The organism is Bradyrhizobium sp. CW1 (assembly GCF_023100665.1).
GTDB lineage: Bacteria > Pseudomonadota > Alphaproteobacteria > Rhizobiales > Xanthobacteraceae > Bradyrhizobium > Bradyrhizobium canariense_D.
On the sequence record NZ_CP064684.1, the window covers coordinates 7,411,671 to 7,429,483 of the forward strand.

At 60.4% G+C, this 17,813-nt stretch carries 9 protein-coding genes and 12 pseudogenes; 13 read left to right on the forward strand and 8 right to left on the reverse strand.

The features are described 5' to 3' along the window. Positions 1 to 317: 317 nt before the first annotated feature. Positions 318 to 1,094 carry a hypothetical protein gene (locus tag IVB54_RS35440; RefSeq protein WP_018458971.1) on the forward strand — a complete coding sequence of 259 codons (777 nt, stop codon included), beginning with the start codon at positions 318 to 320 and terminating at the stop codon, positions 1,092 to 1,094. Beyond that, positions 1,095 to 1,730: a hypothetical protein gene (locus IVB54_RS35445; RefSeq protein WP_247776956.1), complete on the forward strand. Its 636-nt coding sequence runs from the start codon at positions 1,095 to 1,097 to the stop codon at positions 1,728 to 1,730. Here the strand turns inward: IVB54_RS35445 and IVB54_RS35450 are convergent. After that, positions 1,659 to 2,230, reverse strand: a pseudogene (locus IVB54_RS35450) (SAVED domain-containing protein). The gene IVB54_RS35445 and the pseudogene IVB54_RS35450 sit on opposite strands and share 72 nt — an antisense overlap. On the opposite strand from IVB54_RS35450, the gene IVB54_RS35460 reads away from it, so the two are divergent. The 6 genes and pseudogenes from IVB54_RS35460 to IVB54_RS35485 form a co-directional block, all read left to right on the forward strand. Continuing rightward, positions 2,148 to 2,489, forward strand: a complete 342-nt coding sequence (locus IVB54_RS35460; protein ID WP_018458968.1) for a hypothetical protein — start codon at positions 2,148 to 2,150, stop codon at positions 2,487 to 2,489. The pseudogene IVB54_RS35450 and the gene IVB54_RS35460 sit on opposite strands and share 83 nt — an antisense overlap. Continuing rightward, positions 2,486 to 2,968 (forward strand): hypothetical protein, encoded by a 483-nt coding sequence (locus IVB54_RS35465; RefSeq protein ID WP_083926538.1) that lies wholly within the window; start codon positions 2,486 to 2,488, stop codon positions 2,966 to 2,968. The genes IVB54_RS35460 and IVB54_RS35465 overlap by 4 nt, the downstream gene beginning before the upstream one ends. A gap of 597 nt (positions 2,969 to 3,565) precedes the next feature. Then, positions 3,566 to 4,048, forward strand: a pseudogene (locus IVB54_RS35470) (IS21 family transposase); the annotation flags it as partial. Beyond that, positions 4,045 to 4,850: pseudogene (gene istB, locus IVB54_RS35475) on the forward strand (IS21-like element helper ATPase IstB). The pseudogenes IVB54_RS35470 and istB, both read left to right, overlap by 4 nt. Before the next feature lie 223 nt (positions 4,851 to 5,073). Next, positions 5,074 to 6,089: pseudogene (locus IVB54_RS35480) on the forward strand (IS3 family transposase); the annotation flags it as partial. Positions 6,090 to 6,191: 102 nt separating this feature from the next. Continuing rightward, positions 6,192 to 6,374 (forward strand): annotated as a pseudogene (locus IVB54_RS35485) (IS5/IS1182 family transposase); the annotation flags it as partial. Between the two features lie 341 nt (positions 6,375 to 6,715). Here IVB54_RS35485 and IVB54_RS35490 read toward each other — a convergent pair. The 3 genes and pseudogenes from IVB54_RS35490 to IVB54_RS35500 form a co-directional block, all read right to left on the reverse strand. After that, positions 6,716 to 7,936, reverse strand: a complete 1,221-nt coding sequence (locus IVB54_RS35490) for an IS701 family transposase (RefSeq protein ID WP_247285483.1) — start codon at positions 7,934 to 7,936, stop codon at positions 6,716 to 6,718. Between the two features lie 64 nt (positions 7,937 to 8,000). After that, positions 8,001 to 8,168 (reverse strand): annotated as a pseudogene (locus IVB54_RS35495) (transposase); the annotation flags it as partial. Beyond that, positions 8,107 to 9,354 (reverse strand): annotated as a pseudogene (locus IVB54_RS35500) (IS1182 family transposase); the annotation flags it as partial. The pseudogenes IVB54_RS35500 and IVB54_RS35495, both read right to left, overlap by 62 nt. 806 nt (positions 9,355 to 10,160) lie before the next feature. Here IVB54_RS35500 and IVB54_RS35505 point away from each other — a divergent pair. Further along, a complete protein-coding gene (locus tag IVB54_RS35505; RefSeq protein WP_157643082.1) occupies positions 10,161 to 10,421 on the forward strand; it encodes a hypothetical protein in 261 nt (86 codons plus the stop codon). Between the two features lie 170 nt (positions 10,422 to 10,591). On the opposite strand, the pseudogene IVB54_RS35510 reads toward IVB54_RS35505, so the two are convergent. From IVB54_RS35510 to IVB54_RS35520, 3 genes and pseudogenes are all read right to left on the reverse strand, one after another. Next, positions 10,592 to 11,774: pseudogene (locus IVB54_RS35510) on the reverse strand (aspartate ammonia-lyase); the annotation flags it as partial. A gap of 54 nt (positions 11,775 to 11,828) precedes the next feature. Next, a complete protein-coding gene (locus tag IVB54_RS35515) occupies positions 11,829 to 12,359 on the reverse strand; it encodes a S26 family signal peptidase (RefSeq protein ID WP_345947062.1) in 531 nt (176 codons plus the stop codon). Then, positions 12,356 to 14,660 (reverse strand): annotated as a pseudogene (locus IVB54_RS35520) (AAA family ATPase); the annotation flags it as partial. The gene IVB54_RS35515 and the pseudogene IVB54_RS35520, both read right to left, overlap by 4 nt. Positions 14,661 to 14,999: 339 nt before the next feature. Here IVB54_RS35520 and traC point away from each other — a divergent pair. From traC to IVB54_RS35535, 3 genes and pseudogenes are all read left to right on the forward strand, one after another. Beyond that, the gene (gene traC / locus IVB54_RS35525; RefSeq protein WP_018458955.1) at positions 15,000 to 15,260 is read left to right on the forward strand and encodes a conjugal transfer protein TraC; all 261 of its coding nucleotides are present in this window, start codon (positions 15,000 to 15,002) and stop codon (positions 15,258 to 15,260) included. Positions 15,261 to 15,264: 4 nt separating this feature from the next. Continuing rightward, on the forward strand, positions 15,265 to 15,480 hold the full coding sequence (traD, locus tag IVB54_RS35530) for a conjugal transfer protein TraD (RefSeq protein ID WP_018458954.1): 216 nt from the start codon (positions 15,265 to 15,267) through the stop codon (positions 15,478 to 15,480). Next, positions 15,467 to 16,482, forward strand: a pseudogene (locus IVB54_RS35535) (type IV secretory system conjugative DNA transfer family protein); the annotation flags it as partial. The gene traD and the pseudogene IVB54_RS35535, both read left to right, overlap by 14 nt. On the opposite strand, the pseudogene IVB54_RS35540 reads toward IVB54_RS35535, so the two are convergent. Beyond that, positions 16,479 to 17,149 (reverse strand): annotated as a pseudogene (locus tag IVB54_RS35540) (transposase); the annotation flags it as partial. The pseudogenes IVB54_RS35535 and IVB54_RS35540 overlap by 4 nt on opposite strands. Before the next feature lie 173 nt (positions 17,150 to 17,322). Between IVB54_RS35540 and IVB54_RS35545 the strand changes: the two are divergent. Further along, positions 17,323 to 17,472 (forward strand): annotated as a pseudogene (locus tag IVB54_RS35545) (IS110 family transposase); the annotation flags it as partial. Between the last annotated feature and the right edge of the window lie 341 nt (positions 17,473 to 17,813).

A 17,813-nucleotide genomic window follows, 5' to 3' on the forward strand; every position in this document is an offset into this window, starting at 1 on the left:
CACGAATAAGACCACAAGGCGCTGTTTTTGTTTGGATATTTCGAGCCCGAAACCTATTTCCTGAACTCCAAAGGGCCATGGTGATCCAGTCGGCGATAACGCTCGTTGCCGGCGTGGAGTTGGATCGGCATTAGGCCGCGTGGCGTCAGCTGACACCCGGATGTAGAGGAGCGAGAATCCTGGGGTCATCCAGCGCACCAGCCGTTTTCCGGTTGCGAATAAAACAGGAAATAGGAATCGTGTTAGATCTACGGTCGGCCGATTCTAATAGCGCGCAAGCTCCACATCGACGTTTGCGTTCAAACGGCGGTAGATTGATGGATCCGGCACGCGGCAAACGACAGTTGGATACCCTCGAGCAGCGGTTCCAGCTCGATGAGAGCTTTTTGTCATCGCCTAATACGGCTGCCCTGAAATCAGGAGTGATACGTGCTGCCGATCGTCGGACTGGCGACCCGGTGGTTCTCAAATACTGGGTGAAGACAGGGACCGCCGTCGACGCGGACTTCAGAGAGCTTTGGCGTCACGAAATGCGCCAAAGCGAGCGGGTGCGCGCTTTCCCCCGCGCGGACGAGGTTGTCGTCGAGGTGACGGCTTCGGGCGAAAGCGACGACGCGTTTTATATCGCCATGCCGGGCGATGTAGCTCCGCTCGAACATGCTGCGAGGTTCGTCCGTCCTGATCATTGGCTCCGAAACCTGCAAGGGGCGCGCCAACGCGCACTGCTCTGGAAGAACGTTCGCCGATTAGGGGAAGCCCTGGGCGCGGTCCACGGCCAGGGGCTGGTCCATGGAAGGATCGATAGCCGAGCGGTCTACTCCGCCGGAGCCGCGACCAAGCCGGACTTCCGCCTCGGCGGATTTGAATTCTGTTTGCGCGTGGCCGAGATCAATAAGACGCCCTTGCGGATTATCGCAAAGAGCCGCCCAGTGGGGTCAGTCATATTCTCCTTCTTGGATGACTGGCGAGCCCTTGGCCAGGTTGTGACCGACTTGGTCGGACTTGATGCAAGTACGCTGGAGCAAGAGGAGATCCAGTTCGTCGAGGGACGGACCAGGCTCGATCTTCGGTCATCAGAAATAGATCTGATTTGATTGCTGTTCCAACCGGAACGCAATCGCATTCTTGACGCCGCAACGGTTACGAGTCGAATAGACGCCATTCTCAATGAATTGGACGTGGAAGCATTTGCCGATAACGGCCGCTACGTGCTTGCTCTTCGACTGGGACAAACAAGTCGGTTATCTGCGACGTTGAATGCTGCGTCAGGCGACGCATTCGACACAGACGACGCGGATCGCCAAATGGATTTCATTCGCGCCGATCTGGAGACAGGTGCGAGCCCTGCGCGCACCGCGCGCGGCGATCTCCTGCTGATGACCGAAAATCTGGTCTATGATCTTCAACCTCTTCGAGCCGCAGGAGTGGACGAGAGTTGGAATGTCGCATCCTGCGACAACGCTCGTCACAGGGATCGGGTAACCCTTGGTCGGCGAGAAAACATTGAATTGCCATCGCATCGCATCGAGATCATCAGATTCGGACACGATCGCTTCAGCTTCTCAGCTTCGGTTTCAGCGCTCAAAGCAAAGCGCAGCATTCTTTCCGGCGCTGGCAGGCCGAGGAGTACAGCCAACCATGCGGCGGTCCGCCTGCCGCTACTCGCCAATTTTCAAGGTCGGGATGAAGCCGCCGACGGACCGGTTTTGGTCATAAATATGCAGCGGTAGATCGGCTTTCGGCATCAGCACTCTTCCGACCTCAACTGCCGCTGACGTTGGGAGTGCCGGAAAAACGTTGATGGTGGCCTGTTCGCCGTGAACCGCCTTGATCCGATCGAACAGACGCCGAAGATGACGCTTGAACTCCACGAGATCCTCGGGCCGCCGTATAATGTCGTTATGCGGGTTTTCCGCCGTCAAGGACCAGATAGCAGTATCATCACCAAGCACGGCGCGAATTCGATCATCCGTCACTGTCGCGCTTAGCGCCAGCTTGAGCGCAACGCTTGCGGCTGCTGGCCCCGAATACTCCTCAACGCGGAAGGTTTCGCGGCTTGGTTGGGCTGCCAGCGCCAGGTCGCGGGCTCGCGATACCGCTGATGGACCGTGACCGGGACGATATCTCCCAAGAGATGCCCGAACTGGATGAGCAGCGGCTGCGGCGCTAACCCGACCGACCCCTTGGAAAATTTTGTCGACAAATGGGCAGAGCATCCGGAGCGGGCCAAGCCGTTTTTCGAGTGGCTGCAGAAGGCCAGGACGGAATTTGCTCAAGCCGCGCGTTCGAACGATAGGAAACTCATCACCGAAACCGTGGGCCGCGGCGTCGGCGGCTCGCTGGCCGACCGCGCAGCCCGCCGCCGCCAGCCACCGGCTCGCCCTGCGCTGCTGAAAACCGCATCGGTGGCGCCGGCCAGTGCAGGTCTGTCCTTTCCCGACAAGAGCCGCGTTCCAACGAAGCCGCAGGGGTTCGGCGGCGCGGGATGATCTGGTGGCTCGAAAACCCGGGACGGGCCAGATCCGAGCGCCAGAGCGTCGCCGAGCTGGCCGAGCGCGTGAGCTGGCTCAAGAATTTGCGCTGGTATTTATCGGACGGCGCCGCACTTGCCGTCGATTTCGAGATCGACCACGACGGCCGGAGCGTTCCGCTCACGATGACCTACGCGGAATTTCACCCCAACGCGCCACCCATCGTCGTCCCGCGCGATGGAAGTCGGTTGTCGAGCCATCAATATGGCGCCGGCGGAAATCTCTGCCTGGAATATCGCGCCGACAACTGGGAAGGAAGCCTGACAGCAATGTCTTCATTGCCGCCATCAAGTCGACGGGCCTCTCTTCGCGGAGCCTTTCCGCCTGTTCGACGAAGCCCGAGAGCAGGCCCTTCATTTCATCCGGCGCCTTCTCGAGCCGCCTCGCTCCTTGCATCATTGAGTTCGATGCGACGCCTAGACGGTTTTCTCCGCTAGCGGTGCTTGAGATCTTCTGCTCGGTGGTCCATTAGGCGACGTTCATGGGTTCTTCCGCACATTTGGTGCAGGTGCAGGAGTTGACGGACAGTGCGCATCAGAGCATAAGGTCGGATTCAGCGTCCCCCAAATCGCTTAGCTCCGTGTCTTCCACTCGTTGCTTTTCTCGAGCTTCCGATTGTCCAGACTTCCCCAAACCGGAGTGTGGTACTCGTTGCTCGGGCGAAGTCGCGGTCTCACTCGGTCGCGTCCCTGCGCCAGAGACCGCGGCAGCAACAGCGACGCAGGATCTGATGGCGGCCCAGCGACTTGCGCCCCTGATATTGAGCGATGATGAGCGTGCCAGACTTTAGTCGGTGGCGATGCGCCGGAAGACGGCACAGGCGCTAGCTCTGAGAGCCCGGATCGTGCTGACCTGCGCGGAAGGCGGTCAAAACAAGGAAGTGGCGGACAAGCTAGGCCAGGAGCGGGGACAGTAGGCAAATGGCGGCGGGCCTACTACCTCACCGGTTCGTCGGATCTACTCACCATCGCGGCTGAACGCGCTTTCCTCGACGGAGGCGCCACATGAGCGAACACCTCCTTCTGGCGCCGCTCGTGCGGGCGCGGCTCTACGACGATCACCTCGACGTGTTCGTCGGCGGCACGCACCTCCTTACCTTGCCGCGCGGACGACCGCATCCCAATGGCAAGTACGATCAGGTCGTCGATTATCGGCACGTGATCCATTCCCTGCGGCGCAAGCCAATGGCGCTTCTCAATCTGGTCTATCGGGACAGGTTGTTCCCGCGCGAAGGCTATCGGAGAGCCTTCGACCGATTGCGCGAGCGCTTGCCGGACAAGAAGGCCTGCCGGATCATGGTTGATCTCCTCGCGCTCGCTCATGACCGCGGCTGCGAAGCCGAACTTGCCGATCAACTCACCGCCGACCTCGACGCCGGCCGACTGCCCGACCTCAACCGGCTGCGTGCTCACTTCGCCCCAGACCCCGGCAACCTGCCCAACGTCGTGGTGCAGCTCGTACCGCTTGCGACCTACGAATGCCTCATCGGTACCGCCGAGACCGGAGGTGCCGCATGAGCGTGACGAACACCGTTGATGCCGCGCGCCTCAATCTGTTGCTCAACGAGCTCCAGCTGCCTGCCATCAAGGTGCTGTGGGCGCAATTTGCCGAACAGTCCGACAAGGAAGGCTGGCCGGCCGGCCGCTTCCTCCCGACCATCGCCGAGCACGAGATCGCCGAACGCGGTCGCCGGCGCACCGAGCGCCATCTCGTCGAGGCGAGGCTGCCAACCGGGAAGATCTTCGACAGCTTCGACTTCGAGGCCGTGCCGATGATCTCAAAGGCGCAGGTGGATGCGCCGGTGACAGCTGACTGGGCAAAGGCGCCAATTTGCTCCTGTTCGGTCCGCCCGGCGGCGGCAAGAGCCACTTGGCGGCAGCTATCGGCCTGGCCCTCATCGAGAACGGATGGCGCGTCCTCTTCACCCGCACCACCGATCTCGTGCAAAAGCTCCAGCTGGCTCGCCGCGAGCTCAATCTCGAGGCCGCCATCAACCGCCTTGATCGCTTCGATCTCCTGATCCTCGACGATCTTGCCTACGTCACCAAAGACCAGGCCGAGACTAGCGTGCTGTTCGAACTCATCAGCGCACGCTACGAGCGCCGCTCCATGCTGATTACCGCCAATCAGCCCTTCGGTGAATGGAACAAGGTCTTCCCGGACCCCGCCATGACGCTGGCCGCCATCGATCGTCTCGTTCACCACGCCACCATCGTTGAGATGAATGTCGAGAGCTATCGCAGGCGCACCGCGCTCGAGCGAAAACGCGGTCCAGGACGGCCGCCCTCGCACGCGACAATCAAAACCGTCGCTGATTGACGCTCCGCGACAATCAGACTTCAACAAAACTCTTGCGCACGACAATCTGCGCGGCGATCATCAACTCGCCGCGACACTGACTCGTCATCCAGATTGCCGCGCCTTCCGACCCAGATCGACGCGCTACACGCGTCTTCTCACGATTGTATCGTCGGCTATTCCTAGAGCGCCTTCAGGCGGCGTTCGATAGCACCAGGCTCCGGTTCTTCGGCCACCTCGCGCAAAGGCCGGGATCAGCCAGGCGACCTATTTCAACTGGAAGAAAAAGTACGACGGACTGCTGCCGACCGAGATGCGCCGGTTGAAGCAGCTCGAGGACGAGAACGCCAAGCTGAAGAAGCTGGTGGCCGATCTGTCGCTCGACAAGGAGATGCTGCAGGACGTGATCCGCCGAAAGCTATGAAGCCTGGTCGGAAGCGCAAGCTCGTCGATGAGGTTTGTGGTGATTGGCAGGTCTCGATCCGCAAGGCTTGTGAGGCCCTCGAGTTCGACCGATCAACCTACCACTACAAATCTCGCCGCTCCGGCCAGGCCGCCCTCGAAGCACGGATCAAGGAGATCTGCCATGTTCGCGTTCGCTACGGCAATCGCCGCGTCCACGTCCTGCTCCGCCGCGAGGGATGGCGTCACGGCCAGAACAAGACCCGCCGCATCTATCGCGAATTGGGCCTGCAATTGCGCAATAAATCGCCGAAGCGAAGGGTCAAGGCCAAGCTGCGCGATGACCGCAGGCCAGCGACGCGCGCCAACGAGACCTGGGCGATGGACTTCGTCCACGATCAGTTGGCGAGCGGACACAAGCTGCGCGTGCTCACGATCGTCGATATCTTCTCCCGCTTCTCACCGGTGCTGCAGCCACAGTTCAGCTTCCGCGGCAGCGACGTCGTGGCGATACTGGAAAGGGCCTGCAAGGAAGTGGGATTCCCGGCGACGATCCGGGTCGATCAAGGCAGCGAGTTCGTGTCGCGCGATCTTGACCTATGGGCCTACCAACGCGGTGTCACGCTGGACTTCTCCAGGCCCGACAAGCCAACCGACAACGCATTCATCGAAGCCTTCAACGGCCGCTTCCGCGCCGAGTGCCTCAACACGCACTGGTTCCTCAGCCTTGCGGACGCCCAAGAAAAAGTGGAGACTTGGCGCAGATACTATAACGAAGAACGGCCCCACGGCGCGATCGGCAATCGACCGCCGATTTTGCTGCACAACCACGTCGGCGCAACCAGCCCGCCAACGTGACAGAGGCGCAAAACTCTAGTTCTGGGTGGTCCAAAGTTCGGTCTCGCTACAAACCCAACAGGACTCTAAATGCTACTGGATTAAATTTCGGTGGCAGGTCACGAGGGACAGCTTGGCCGGTGCTATCTCAAAGGCCGCGCCGGCGACGCCGCCAACGTCGTCCTCTCAGCCGTCGGCCACAACTCTCGCCGCATCCTCGCCTGGTTCAGAGAACTTTTGCGCCTGTTGCTGGTCTTGCTTTGGCGCGCTCTCAACTGTCCAGCTCAGCTCAATCCGGCTTCTTAACGGTCGACTAAAAGCGACCGACTTCGGCACCGCCTCGGACCCCCGAAGTCGTTCAATTTCATGAATAACTATTTTTACTATAATTACTCTAGCGAATTATTTTTCCCGGATGATTTCGTTGAAAAAGGCGGCAGTGGTCCGATGTATTGGCGCCAGCTATGAAGCGGCCTAGCATTACAGTTGCTTTTTTGATTTGAAGTGGGCGCGTTGAGCGGCAGCCTGGTGAGCTCTGCGCCAGAAGGACCATGCGATGATGTGTGCGGGTTGAATCCGCTTCCGCGCAAGTCTGATAGCAATGCGGCGGATTTCCTGGATTGACCAACGGATCAGTGGTGGGGTGGTTATGTTTTGGCTTTTGCCGGGGGGCGCCGTTTCGTTTTTTTGGGCGGTGGCGGATTAGCGCGATGTCGGATCGCGGCCATCATGGCGAAGGCGAGCATCACCAAGGACACATGACGGTGCCAGCCATGCCAGGATCTGCTCTCGTTGTGATCGAGCCCGAACTCGTTTTTCGCCGTTTCAAAGCTGTCCTCGATCGCCCATCGATGGCCTTCGACCGCGACCAGCGTTTCAATGGCTGTTCCCGCTGGGCACCAGGTGGTGAAGAAGGCGAGGTCATCATCGGCAATGCGACGACGGATCAGTAGACCGCGTGTCCACAAACCGTCATTTGCACTGTTGGACTGCTCGGCCTCGAGATCCGCCAATTCGAGATAACACCAATCGTGCAGCCGCGGTCCTTTGGTTCCGGCTCCCGCCGACAGGCGCTTCCAGTCGGATGAGCGCCGCGTCCGGGCGAGGTCTGCAGCCGTACCGGCGACCGGCGGTCGCTTGCCCCAGGATCGAAACACATGAGCGCTGCTGACCCCAAGCACGTAGCCTTTGCCTGCCCGACGTAGTTGCTGTTCGATGTTGCCAACACCGTAGACGGTATCACCGGCAACCCACTTGAATGGTACAGACCCGGCTATCGCGCGTGCGATCATTCTCGTCGCAAGCTTTGGTTTGGTCGCAAAGCCGACATCGGCAGGCACATATGTGGCTTCCAGACGATCTGGATCGTCGGTCCATTCCTTCGGAAGATACAACGCGCGATCGATGAACGCATGGCCATGACGCGAAACGTAGGCAGCGAAGACGCCGATCTGGCAGTTCGTGATCTTTCCTGCCGAACCAGTGTATTGCCGCGCCACTCCGCATGACGCTTTGCCCTGTTTGAGAAAACCGGTCTCGTCGATCACGAGCACCGCATCGTCATCCGCCAAATGCTCGATGACATAGTCGTGCACGATATCGCGCAGGGCATCAGCGTCCCAGTCTCCACGACCCAGAATCGCCTGCTGCCGCCATGGGCCGGGATCGCCAGCCGCCTCCGCGCGCATCCAACCGGTCTTGCGCTGCTCATCTCCGAGCAGACCTTCCAGGAACAGACCTGCATTCGTCGCAACACGCTCTTGCGTGAACAACGGACGTATCCGTTGCTTGATCTCTCGAAGCGACGCCGCCCACAACGCAAGCGTCGCCTCAACCGACGCGGCCCGCGCCCACGACATTCGAATCATGGTTGCCCATGGATTCAGAAGCCCGCAACAAAAGCAACTGTAATGCTAGCGCCTGGGTTCTCCGCTATGCGGACCTGGGGATTTGCATCGGGATCAGCTTGGCCATCTTACGAAGGTTCTGAGCGGTGGCTGCGAGGGTGAACTCGTTCCGCGCGCCGTTCGGGCCCCTCAGTCGGAGGCGGTCGAGCTTGAGAATGCGCTTGAGGTGCGCGAACAGCATCTCGATCTTCTTGCGGAAGCCGACGCGAAGTGCGGCCCTCCAAAGATCTTGCGATCTGGCGCGCCATGTCGCGAGCGCCCTCATAGATCGAGCGCGGCCCCCTCCGTGAAGGCTGCTTAGGGCAACACCGGGACTTGAATGCGCAGCGATCACAATCATGCTTGCTGGCGAGGTAAAGCATGGTGGCGCCATCATTCACCAGCGTTCCGGTCGTGGTAAGAACTTTACCGCTGGGACAACGGTAGACGTCCCCGGCATGGTCATAGGTGAAGTCATCGCGCGAGAAGATACCGTCTGTGCGGGCGGACTTGTCGAAGACTGTAACGTGCGGCTCGATGCCGTGCTCATAGACCAGCCAGGCAAGCATCTCGGCCGAGCCGTAGCCGCTGTCACCGAGGAGCCGGTTCGGATAGAGATCGAACCGTTTGAGCGAGCGCTCAATCATGCGTTTGGCGGCCAACACCTCCGCCTGCCGGATTGCCGTCGTCGCCTCGACATCGACGATGATCGCGTTCTCGACGTCGATCAGGTAGTTCGTCGAGTAGGCGAAGAAGGCTTGGCCACCATGCGCCCCCGTCCAGCGTGCCGCCGGGTCGGAGGGCGACACGAACTTCGGCGTGACCTCGGTCGCAGCTCCGAAAGCGGCATCATCGAGGAGAGCCAGATACTCATCGATCGCTCGGCCGGCAGCCTCCGGGGGAAGTCCCTTGCCGCCTTCGATCCCCTTCTGCCGATTGGCATCGGCCTTGATTAGGCTCGCGTCAACGGCAAATCCTTCGCCGCCGACCAGTCGCTCCTCGATGCAGCGGCCCAACACGCTCTCGAATACGCGACGGAAAAGGTCGCTCTGCCGGAAGCGGCCATGCCTGTTCTTGGAGAATGTCGAGTGATCCGGCACCGCCCCATCCAGACCGAGCCGGCAGAACCACCGATAGGCCAAATTGAGATGAACCTCATCGCATAAGCGCCGTTCCGATCGGATGCCGAAGCAGTAACCGATCAGCAGCATCCGGATCATCAGCTCGGGATCGATCGAAGGTCGACCGATACTGCTGTAGAAAGGTGCCAGCTCCTGCCTGATCTTTTCAAGGTCGACAAATCTATCGATCGACCGGAGCAAGTGGTCGGTGGGAATATGCCTTTCGAGCGAGAACTCATAGAACAACGCAGACTGTTCGACTTGCCGATGCCCCATCATGATCTTCAGTCCTGCCAACTAGACAGACTGAATCACTGATCCCTCTGCGTCGCAACAGCCGCCTTTTTCAACAGAAACCGGATACAATCTTACTTTATCCAATTTATATTTTTTCTCTAATGCGCTAATAGCTATTTCAACATAGTCGTTTTTCAATTCTCATACCTTGTGCGTGTTTTGAGACGATCCCTGGCACAAAAACTCGCATTAAAAGCACCACGGCAATAATCAAACACAAACGATCATTTTATTAAGTGGCCTCGACTTATTTTCAAAGAGACTATTACAGAGAACCCGTCGCTATGACGGGCCGCCAAATACAGCTTTAAGACCCTAAAGGGGCAAACAAAAACATACAAAACAATACCCACAACACCACAATAAGCGCCCAGGCCAATATACGGCGACTTCGATCATTCCTTTTTCCCACGCCCCCATGCTACCACCTCGATCTCACCGGTCAGGTCCGGGGCGCTCTTGACAGCGATGAACCACTCGCGCCCCCCCTCCTCCGTAGCAAATGGGCGACCGCCTTTGACCCAAGTTCCGAAAAAACGTCGACCGGACACGGTCGTTTGAGCGTCAGCCTCATTCCCATAATAGAATTCAAGCGTAACATTGGCTTCATTCTCTAGGCCTTCATAATTTATCCTGGCGTTCTCAAGAGCGCGTCTAAGGTTGCTGGTCACATTATGGCTGGTGAACTTCCATGTGTAACGTTCCGGCATCCTGAAACGAGATATTTGATTCTGTTTGCGATGAAAGAAGTGGTTGTGGGATGGCAAGAATTATGAGGTTTTAAATAGATGACCGCTGAGGCCTTTCAAGCCTCGCAAAAAGTTGCGTGCCGTTTTGGGCAAGCGAAAGAGAGTAATGGCTTTTTTTATAAGCGAAATGCTAAAAGAAAAATAAGTTCGGCTCTCAGCGGGACCAAGAATATTTGGGATAACGACAGAAAATGGCGTGCTCGTCACCACCATCTTCAAAGGACGTCTTTTCGAGTGACCCGAATGCTTTATCCGTTGAGGGCAAATTTTGGTGAGGCCAAAGCGGCTGTTGGAAAATGACAGAAAATGAATATTCAGCCAGCCAGCCAAGTGGACCCCGGGAGCAGGACCACTGGCGCCGCCTTCTTAGTTGGAAGTCTCGCCGCTCCGATTTTCTGATATCAGGCCGCGAGGGCCTGTTTCTGCGTCTGTTGTTGAGGTTGAAGTCGGTGAACTTATAGAACGCTGCCCATCCCGCTGACGCACTTCGTGCGCAGCACCTCGATCGCATTCGTCAGTAGCTCGAGAGAGTGAAGAATATTGTACGCAATCACGGGCTCCATGACGTTCAATTGGAGCTGCCCTGCTTCGGCAGCAAGCGTGATTGTTAGGTCGTAGCCGATGATCTGGAATGCAACCTGATTGACGACTTCCGGCACCACCGGATCGACCTTGCAAGGCATGATTGATGAGCCCGGCTGAAGCGGCGGTAGATCGATTTAATTTAGTCCTCGCCGCGGTCCACTAGAAAGTATTCTTAGGTCGTTTCAGATCTTTGACAACTTAGTGGCGGTTCGCTTGAGCATCCCCGAGAGCAAAACGAAGGCTCCGGTATCTCAACATGCTTCGATCAGGTTGCCGGCGGCCACGAGCGGGAGACCCGAGATCTTGCAAAGCACCGATACCGCCAGCGCCTGATAGTCGGAGTTGGTATTGATGCCGGTACCGATCGCTGTGCCTCCAAGATTGATCTCCTGGAAGAATGCGGCGATCTCTCCGAGCCGAGCGACATCCTCGCGAAGTGTCGTCGCGAAGGCTTGGAATTCCTGTCCCAGCGTCATGGGGACAGCATCCTGCAATTGCGTTCGGCCGAGCTTTATCACTTCGCTGAAAGACGCCGCCTTTTCCTCGAAGGCAATCGCGAGGCGTTCGAGCGCCGCCTGTAGCTGCCCATGGGATAACAGGATCGAGAGCCGGATTGCCGTCGGACAGACGTCATTTGTGGGCTGAGACAGATTAACGTCGTTGTTGGGGTGCACGACGTCGTATCGCCCGCGCGGCAAGCCCATCATCTCAAGGGCACGGTTCGCAATCACCTCGTTGATGTTCATATTGGTCGACGTTCCCGCTCCTCCCTGGAAAACGTCGAGCGGAAATTCTCTCCACAGCACTCCTCGCGCTATTTCGCTGCAGACCTCGCAGATTACGTCGGCCTTATCTTGCTGGAGATCTCCAAGACGCGCATTTGCCCTTGCCGCAGCCGTCTTCACGAACGCTAGCCCTTAATAAAATGGGAAAGTGATTGATCGGAATACCTGAGATCGGGAAATTTGCGATCCCGCGTGCGGTCTGCGGTCCGTAGTAGGCGTTCGCCGGGATCGTCACCGGGCCAAGGCGCAGGCGAGCGGCAGGGCGAGCGCGTGTCCGCACCAGGCAGGAGTCCCGACCGCGGCCGCGGCAACGACCATCGCCACGGCGCGCCAGGCGTTACCGACCGAAGGTGAAGACGGGCCGGGCAAGGCCGAGAACGCCCGATGACGGGAGCGGGCCGAAGTAGCGGGAATCATAGGAGCCTGCGAAATCGGAGTGGAGATAGAGCTCGCCGGCGGGAATGACGCCCCCGGCAAAGGCTAAGAAAGGACGGCCGACGGCATCGGTATGCCGGACATTGGAATCGGGAACCGACGGCCATCGATCGAGACCTGCTCGGCCACATCGACCTGTTGGCCGCCGACGGCAGCGACGGTCTTGATGAGTGGGCTTAAGCCCCCGGCGCAAAGTCCGCGCCGAATGTAGCTGCGCGAATGCCCGTTCGAACTCGGCTGTGTCGGGCGGACAGATGAAGACGAGATCGCCGACGGCGGCTGCCCGATCCAGCCTCTCGATCCGCCACAGGCCGCGTAGATAGCTCGACGTCATGTTGATGCGCAGTCCGGCGCCCCAGCCGGCGCCAGCCACGGCGGCGACGAGCCCGGCGCCAGCCACCAGGATCGCCAAGGGGGAGCGCCGACTGCTCATTTCAGGGTCTGTCCCTGGCTCTGGATCAGGCGCTGCGCTTCGGCCTGCTTGAGGGCCTGCGCGGTGCGCTCCCCCGCTGCGAGCTGCTGTGCCGCACGCATGGCGGGCCATGCTTCTTTCAGCTGCTCGCGCCGCGCCGGATCCATGTCGGCAGCCGCCTTCTCGAAGATCTGCCCGTTGGGCTCTTTAGCGGCGTTCGGCAGGAATGTACGATCGCCAAAGCGCTCTGCGACGGCCTTGCTAAAACCGTCGATATCCGCCTCCACCATCCGGTCCTCGAGCGCGAACTCAAGCGCGCTCGGCAGGTCGTTGCGTTCGATGGCATCGCGCACGCGCTCGAGCACGCGACGCGCGTCGCGCGACAAAGCGGGGATGTCAATGGCCACACGATGCCGGATCGCGCGTTCCTCGGCTTCGTGCTTGTGCTCGGCCTCGGCGCGAAGACGTAAGTAGCGCTCGATGTCGCGCCGGAGCGCCGGCACATTGGCGTCTGCGCGCTGGCGTTCCTCCTTGTCCGCCTTGCCGGCCATCAGACCGCTTTTTCCACGCAGCGCGCCGAATAATTCCGGGGTTGCGGCGATGCACGCGAGCGTCGTGCTCGCAACGGCCGGATCCTTCAGCATGGCGTCGAAGTTCGTCGCCCTGAACGCCCGCTGGGGATCGGCAAAGACGAGGCGGAAGCGGGTGGAGACATCCTCCCACTGCTTCTTGATGGCGGGGTCCGCCAGGATTCTGTCCTCGACGGTGTCGATGAGAGATTTTGGGGAATGTCGTCACCCCAGTGACCATGGGCTTTGCCTCCTTATGTGCGGTGTTGATGATGGGTTTACGGCCATCGACGAGGCCGAGTTTTGCACCGAGCGCACGCAGCCGACGGCCGACTTCGGTGAGGCGCTGCTTCTGGCGAACCGTCCAGCGCAGGCGGTCGCTCATGAGCGTGCGCGCCACCCGAACGATGTGCAGTCCGCGGTTTGCGGCGAAGCGAAGCGCATCGCGGTAGAGGCTGCCGCGTTCGTAATCGAGGGTCGTTTCCTTCGCCCTGCGCTGAGACAGGATCGGGATCAGGCCCCCGGCCTTCTGGAACGAACGCCGGCCATAATACAGCGCCACATCCTCGCGATGGCGGGTCAGCGCGACATAGGTCAGGTGCTTATCCAGGGACAGCGTTGCCAGCACCTTGACCCGGTCGACGGTCGCCCTGCGCCTTATGCACCGTCGTCGCGTAGCCGTGGTCGACATTGCGATAGAAGCGCTGATCGACCTCGACGCGGCGGCGGCCCTCGCCCTCTCCAATCTCGGCGACCAGCGCTTAGGCTCTGCTTCCACGACCTTGCCGATCATGCCGTTCTTGACGCCGAGCGAGCCCTCGTTCTTCAGGAAGACGATCTGGTCGCCCGGCGCAAACCGGCGCTGGCCGTCCTCCGTCCGGAACGCATGTCCCTGTGCGACGAGACCGCGCTCGACGAGCTTGGCGCGCGCCATCTCGTTCAGCGCGCGGAAGTCGCGGCGCAAATGCGCGAGGATCAAAGTTGACTTCGATGGATCGTAGTCGCGGTTCCAATCAGCGATCAGATTGTCGATCGCCTGCGCCTTCAACTCCGAGCCGAACAGACGTCCATGATCGCGATAGGCGGATAGGGCCGGCGCCGTCCGGCCACGGGCAAGATCGAGTGAGGCGTCGCGCATCCATTGCTGGCCCTGGCGATAGATCGTCTCGAGCTCGGCATAGCCGATACGTTCGACGATCGCGCGAAACGCCGCCCCCGCTTCGATCGGCTGGAGCTGCTCGGGATCGCCGACCAGGACGATCTTCGCTCCCGCCTTTGATGCTGTTTCGATGAACAGCGCCATCTGCCGCGAAGCGACCATGCCGGCCTCGTCGAGGACAAAAACCGTCCTATCATTGAGGCCATTGCGGCCTCTCTTCCAGCGTAACTCCCAGGAGGCGAGCGTGCGGGATTGGATGCCCGCTTCCTTCTCCAATCCCTCGCGCTCCGCCCGGCGCTGGATGGCCTTGGCCGCGACGCCGATATGGGTGGTCGGCACGACGTCGATGCCGCGCTCGGCGTAGGAGCGGCCATCGACGCGAATCTCGTGACCATGCAGAGCTAGGTGCTGATTCTGCAGGTCGAGCGAACCGTTGCGCTGCTCGAGGAACTCCTGCTTCTCGCCGGCCCAAAGCCGGTAGGCGATCTTGCCGGATTTCATGCGCAGCGGCTGCCCGTCTTCTCCGACGACTGCGACCCGCTTCGGCCCGAATCCGTCCTCGGTGAGAGGCCGCAGCGTCGTCATCAGGTGGACATCCTCGCGCAATGCCGGTAGGCAGCGGCCAGCACGGCGCTGCGGCCATCGCCGCGTCCGATGAGCTGTGGCGTGAAATGCGTGATGGCCACGGCTGAAGCGATCCTTCGAACGAACATGCTGTTCGTCGGGATCGGCCCGCCCAGTTGGGCCGCGAAGCAGGACGTCGCGTCAGCGACGTATTACTGCGCCCTTGGAAGCCGCTCCTTCGGAACGGCGGGATGATCTTCCAAAGCGTCGGCTCCGCCGACCCCGTTAATTACCCGGGTCGCGCTTCGCGCTCACCCCGGCTTTCCTGTCGGCGCTTCGCGCAATTAATGACAGGAAAGGTCTTCCGGAATGAAAAAACCCTCGCGGCAGATCAGGGACGAAATCGCTCGGCTCCAGGACCAGCTGAAGCAGGCAGAAACACGGGAAGCCGAGCGCATCGGCCGCATCGCGCTCAAGGCCGGGATGGGAGAAATCGAGATCGAGGAAGGCGCGTTGCTGTCGGCGTTCGAGGAGATCGCCGGCCGGTTTCGCAAGGGCGGGAGCAGACCGGCCAAGGCGGCCACGACCATCCCGCCTGTCGCGCCTGCGGGCCTGGCTGAACAGGGCTGAACGCATGCGTCGGTCCGATGCAACTCACGCCCGCAAGAAGGACACGCGGGAGAAGATCGAGCTCGGTGGCCTGATCGCCAAGGCCGGGTTGCGCTACGAGAAGCGTGCGCTGCTGCTCGGCCTGTTGCTTGATGCCGCCGATCGTCTGCGCGGCAACGAGGCGGAACGCGAGCGCCTGACGGCGATCGACGCGATGGCCTTCGGCCATGAGAGCAAGTAGGATCGCGCTGGCGATCGCGCCGGCCGTGCTGATGGCGGGCTCATGCCTTGTCCTTACCGGCATCGAAGCGTGGCTTTCGAAGTTCGGAACAACCCCAAACGCGCACCTGGTGCTCGGGCGGATCGGCATCGCCTTGTCCTACGTGATGGCCGCGGCGATCGGCGTGGTCTTCCTGTTCGCGGCGGCTGGTGCGACGGCGATCCGCTGGGCCGGTTGGAGCGTCATGTTCGGCGGCCTGCTTGTGGTCGCGATCGCCGCCTCGCGCGAGATCGCCCGCCTCCATTCCTTTGCCAATGCCCTGCCCGCTGGAGACCGGCTTGTCGCTTATGCCGATCCCTCGACCATCATCGGAGCGACGATCGCATCGCTCGTGGCGGTGTTCGGACTGCGTGTAGCGATAAGGGGCAATGCCGCGTTCGCGGCCGCCGAGCCGCGCCGCATTCGTGGGCGACGCGCCATCCATGGCGAGTCGGACTGGATGACGATGATTGAGGCTGCGCGGCTGTTCCCGGAGGCGGGTGGCATCGTGGTCGGGGAGCGCTATCGTGTCGATCGGGATGCGGTCGCCGACCAGTCGTTCCGCGCCGATGACGTTGAGACATGGGGCGCCGGCGGTAAGTCTCCTTTGCTCTGTTTCGATGCGTCTTCGGCTCGTCGCACGGCATCGTGTTCGCCGGGTCCGGCGGCTTCAAGACAACATCGGTCACGGTGCCGACGGCGCTCAAATGGGGTGGAGGGTTGGTCGTCCTTGACCCGTCCAACGAGGTCGCACCGATGGTCACCGGACACCGGCACGGGGCGGGTCGTCAGGTCTTCGTGCTCGACCCGCGCGCCTCGGCGATCGGCTTCAATGTGCTCGACTGGATCGGCCAGCACGGCGCAACCAAGGAAGAGGACATTGCCGCCATCGCGTCATGGATCATGACCGACAATCCACGCCAGGGCCCGGCGCGGGACGACTTCTTTCGTGCCTGGGCCTTGCAGCTGCTGACCGCGCTGATCCGGCCCAGTCGGCTGCGCAGGATGCGCAACTGCCGCTGATGCCGCTTGAATTGCTTGGCATGGCCGTAGCGCCCCGCCATCATTGTCGCGGTTTTGGCAATGCGCAGATAGGACTGCCGCAGCTTGACCCCGTGCTTCCTCGCCAGACGGTTGGGCCCCTTGATGGCCGCGTGCAAGAGCTTGGCATCGGTCGGGAAGGTGATCGCCTTCGGCTGCACGGTGGTATCGACTGTGACCCGTTTGATGTCCTGGCTGCGTAACGCGCCGGCCTCGTGTGCCACCCGCAAGCTCTCGGCCAGCAACAGCTCCAGCTTGTCGCCGAGCCGCTTGCGCCAGTGGCTCAGGTCCGAGCGCTTGTGCGGGAATGCGTGCTGGAAGAACTCTTCGCCGGTGAAGTACTAGAAATATGGATCGTGGACCCAGCGCTCGCACACCCTCTCATCGGACAGCCCGTAAATGTGCTTGAGCAGCAACAGCCCGATCATGAAGCGGGTCGCGATCCCGGGCCGACCATTCTCGCTATAGAGCGGCGCGATCTCGCCGTCGATCCAGTCCCAATCGACCTTGCCGGCGAGCTGAACCAGCTCGTGCTTCATATTGATGATTTGGTCCAGCCTGGCCCGGAACAGATCGCCCGATCCGTCGTCCTGTGCTTCTTCGGTCGCATCGCCACCTCCGATGCGATGACGGAATCATGGTTGGCGATTCGACGGAATCCTGAAAATGAAATTGCAAGGTTCCGACGCCCGAAGCATCAAACCCCTGCAAACGCAAAACAGTCCACAACGACAAATGCGATTCTAGCTCAATCGCTTAGCCACTCTTCACGGACGACGCGATCGCCTAGGAAGCTGGCTCGACGGGCTCCAGAGTCGGATGCATCCGAACAAGGCCGTTGTCGCTCTAGCCGCCAAGATGGCCCGCATTGTCTGGGTGGTCTTGAACAAGGCTGGAGCTCTCTACGAACGCAGAGATCCTGCTTCCACCTGACGCTTTTGGCTTCGATTGCAAGGCTCGGGAACAGTGATGACGAAACAGTGGATCAACATGCCGTAAGCCTGTGCAAAAAAGCGGGCTTCGTGCCCGAACCATTTATTGGGAACGGCGTGCGCGGATCTCATCATGGCCTGGCTGCAACCGCAGTCCACTCGCGAGAGGCCGGATACATTTATACAACTGGAAGCGTCATTTTTGCTGGTTACGAACCCTTGCACGAACAGGACGGACCATACATTAATTGAAAGGAGCTCGCGAAGTGCGGCCGCATCGCCTTGACCCCTTGAACAACGCAAGTGGCGGCCAGGCGGGCTCGCCCTTTGTCACCAGCCCGG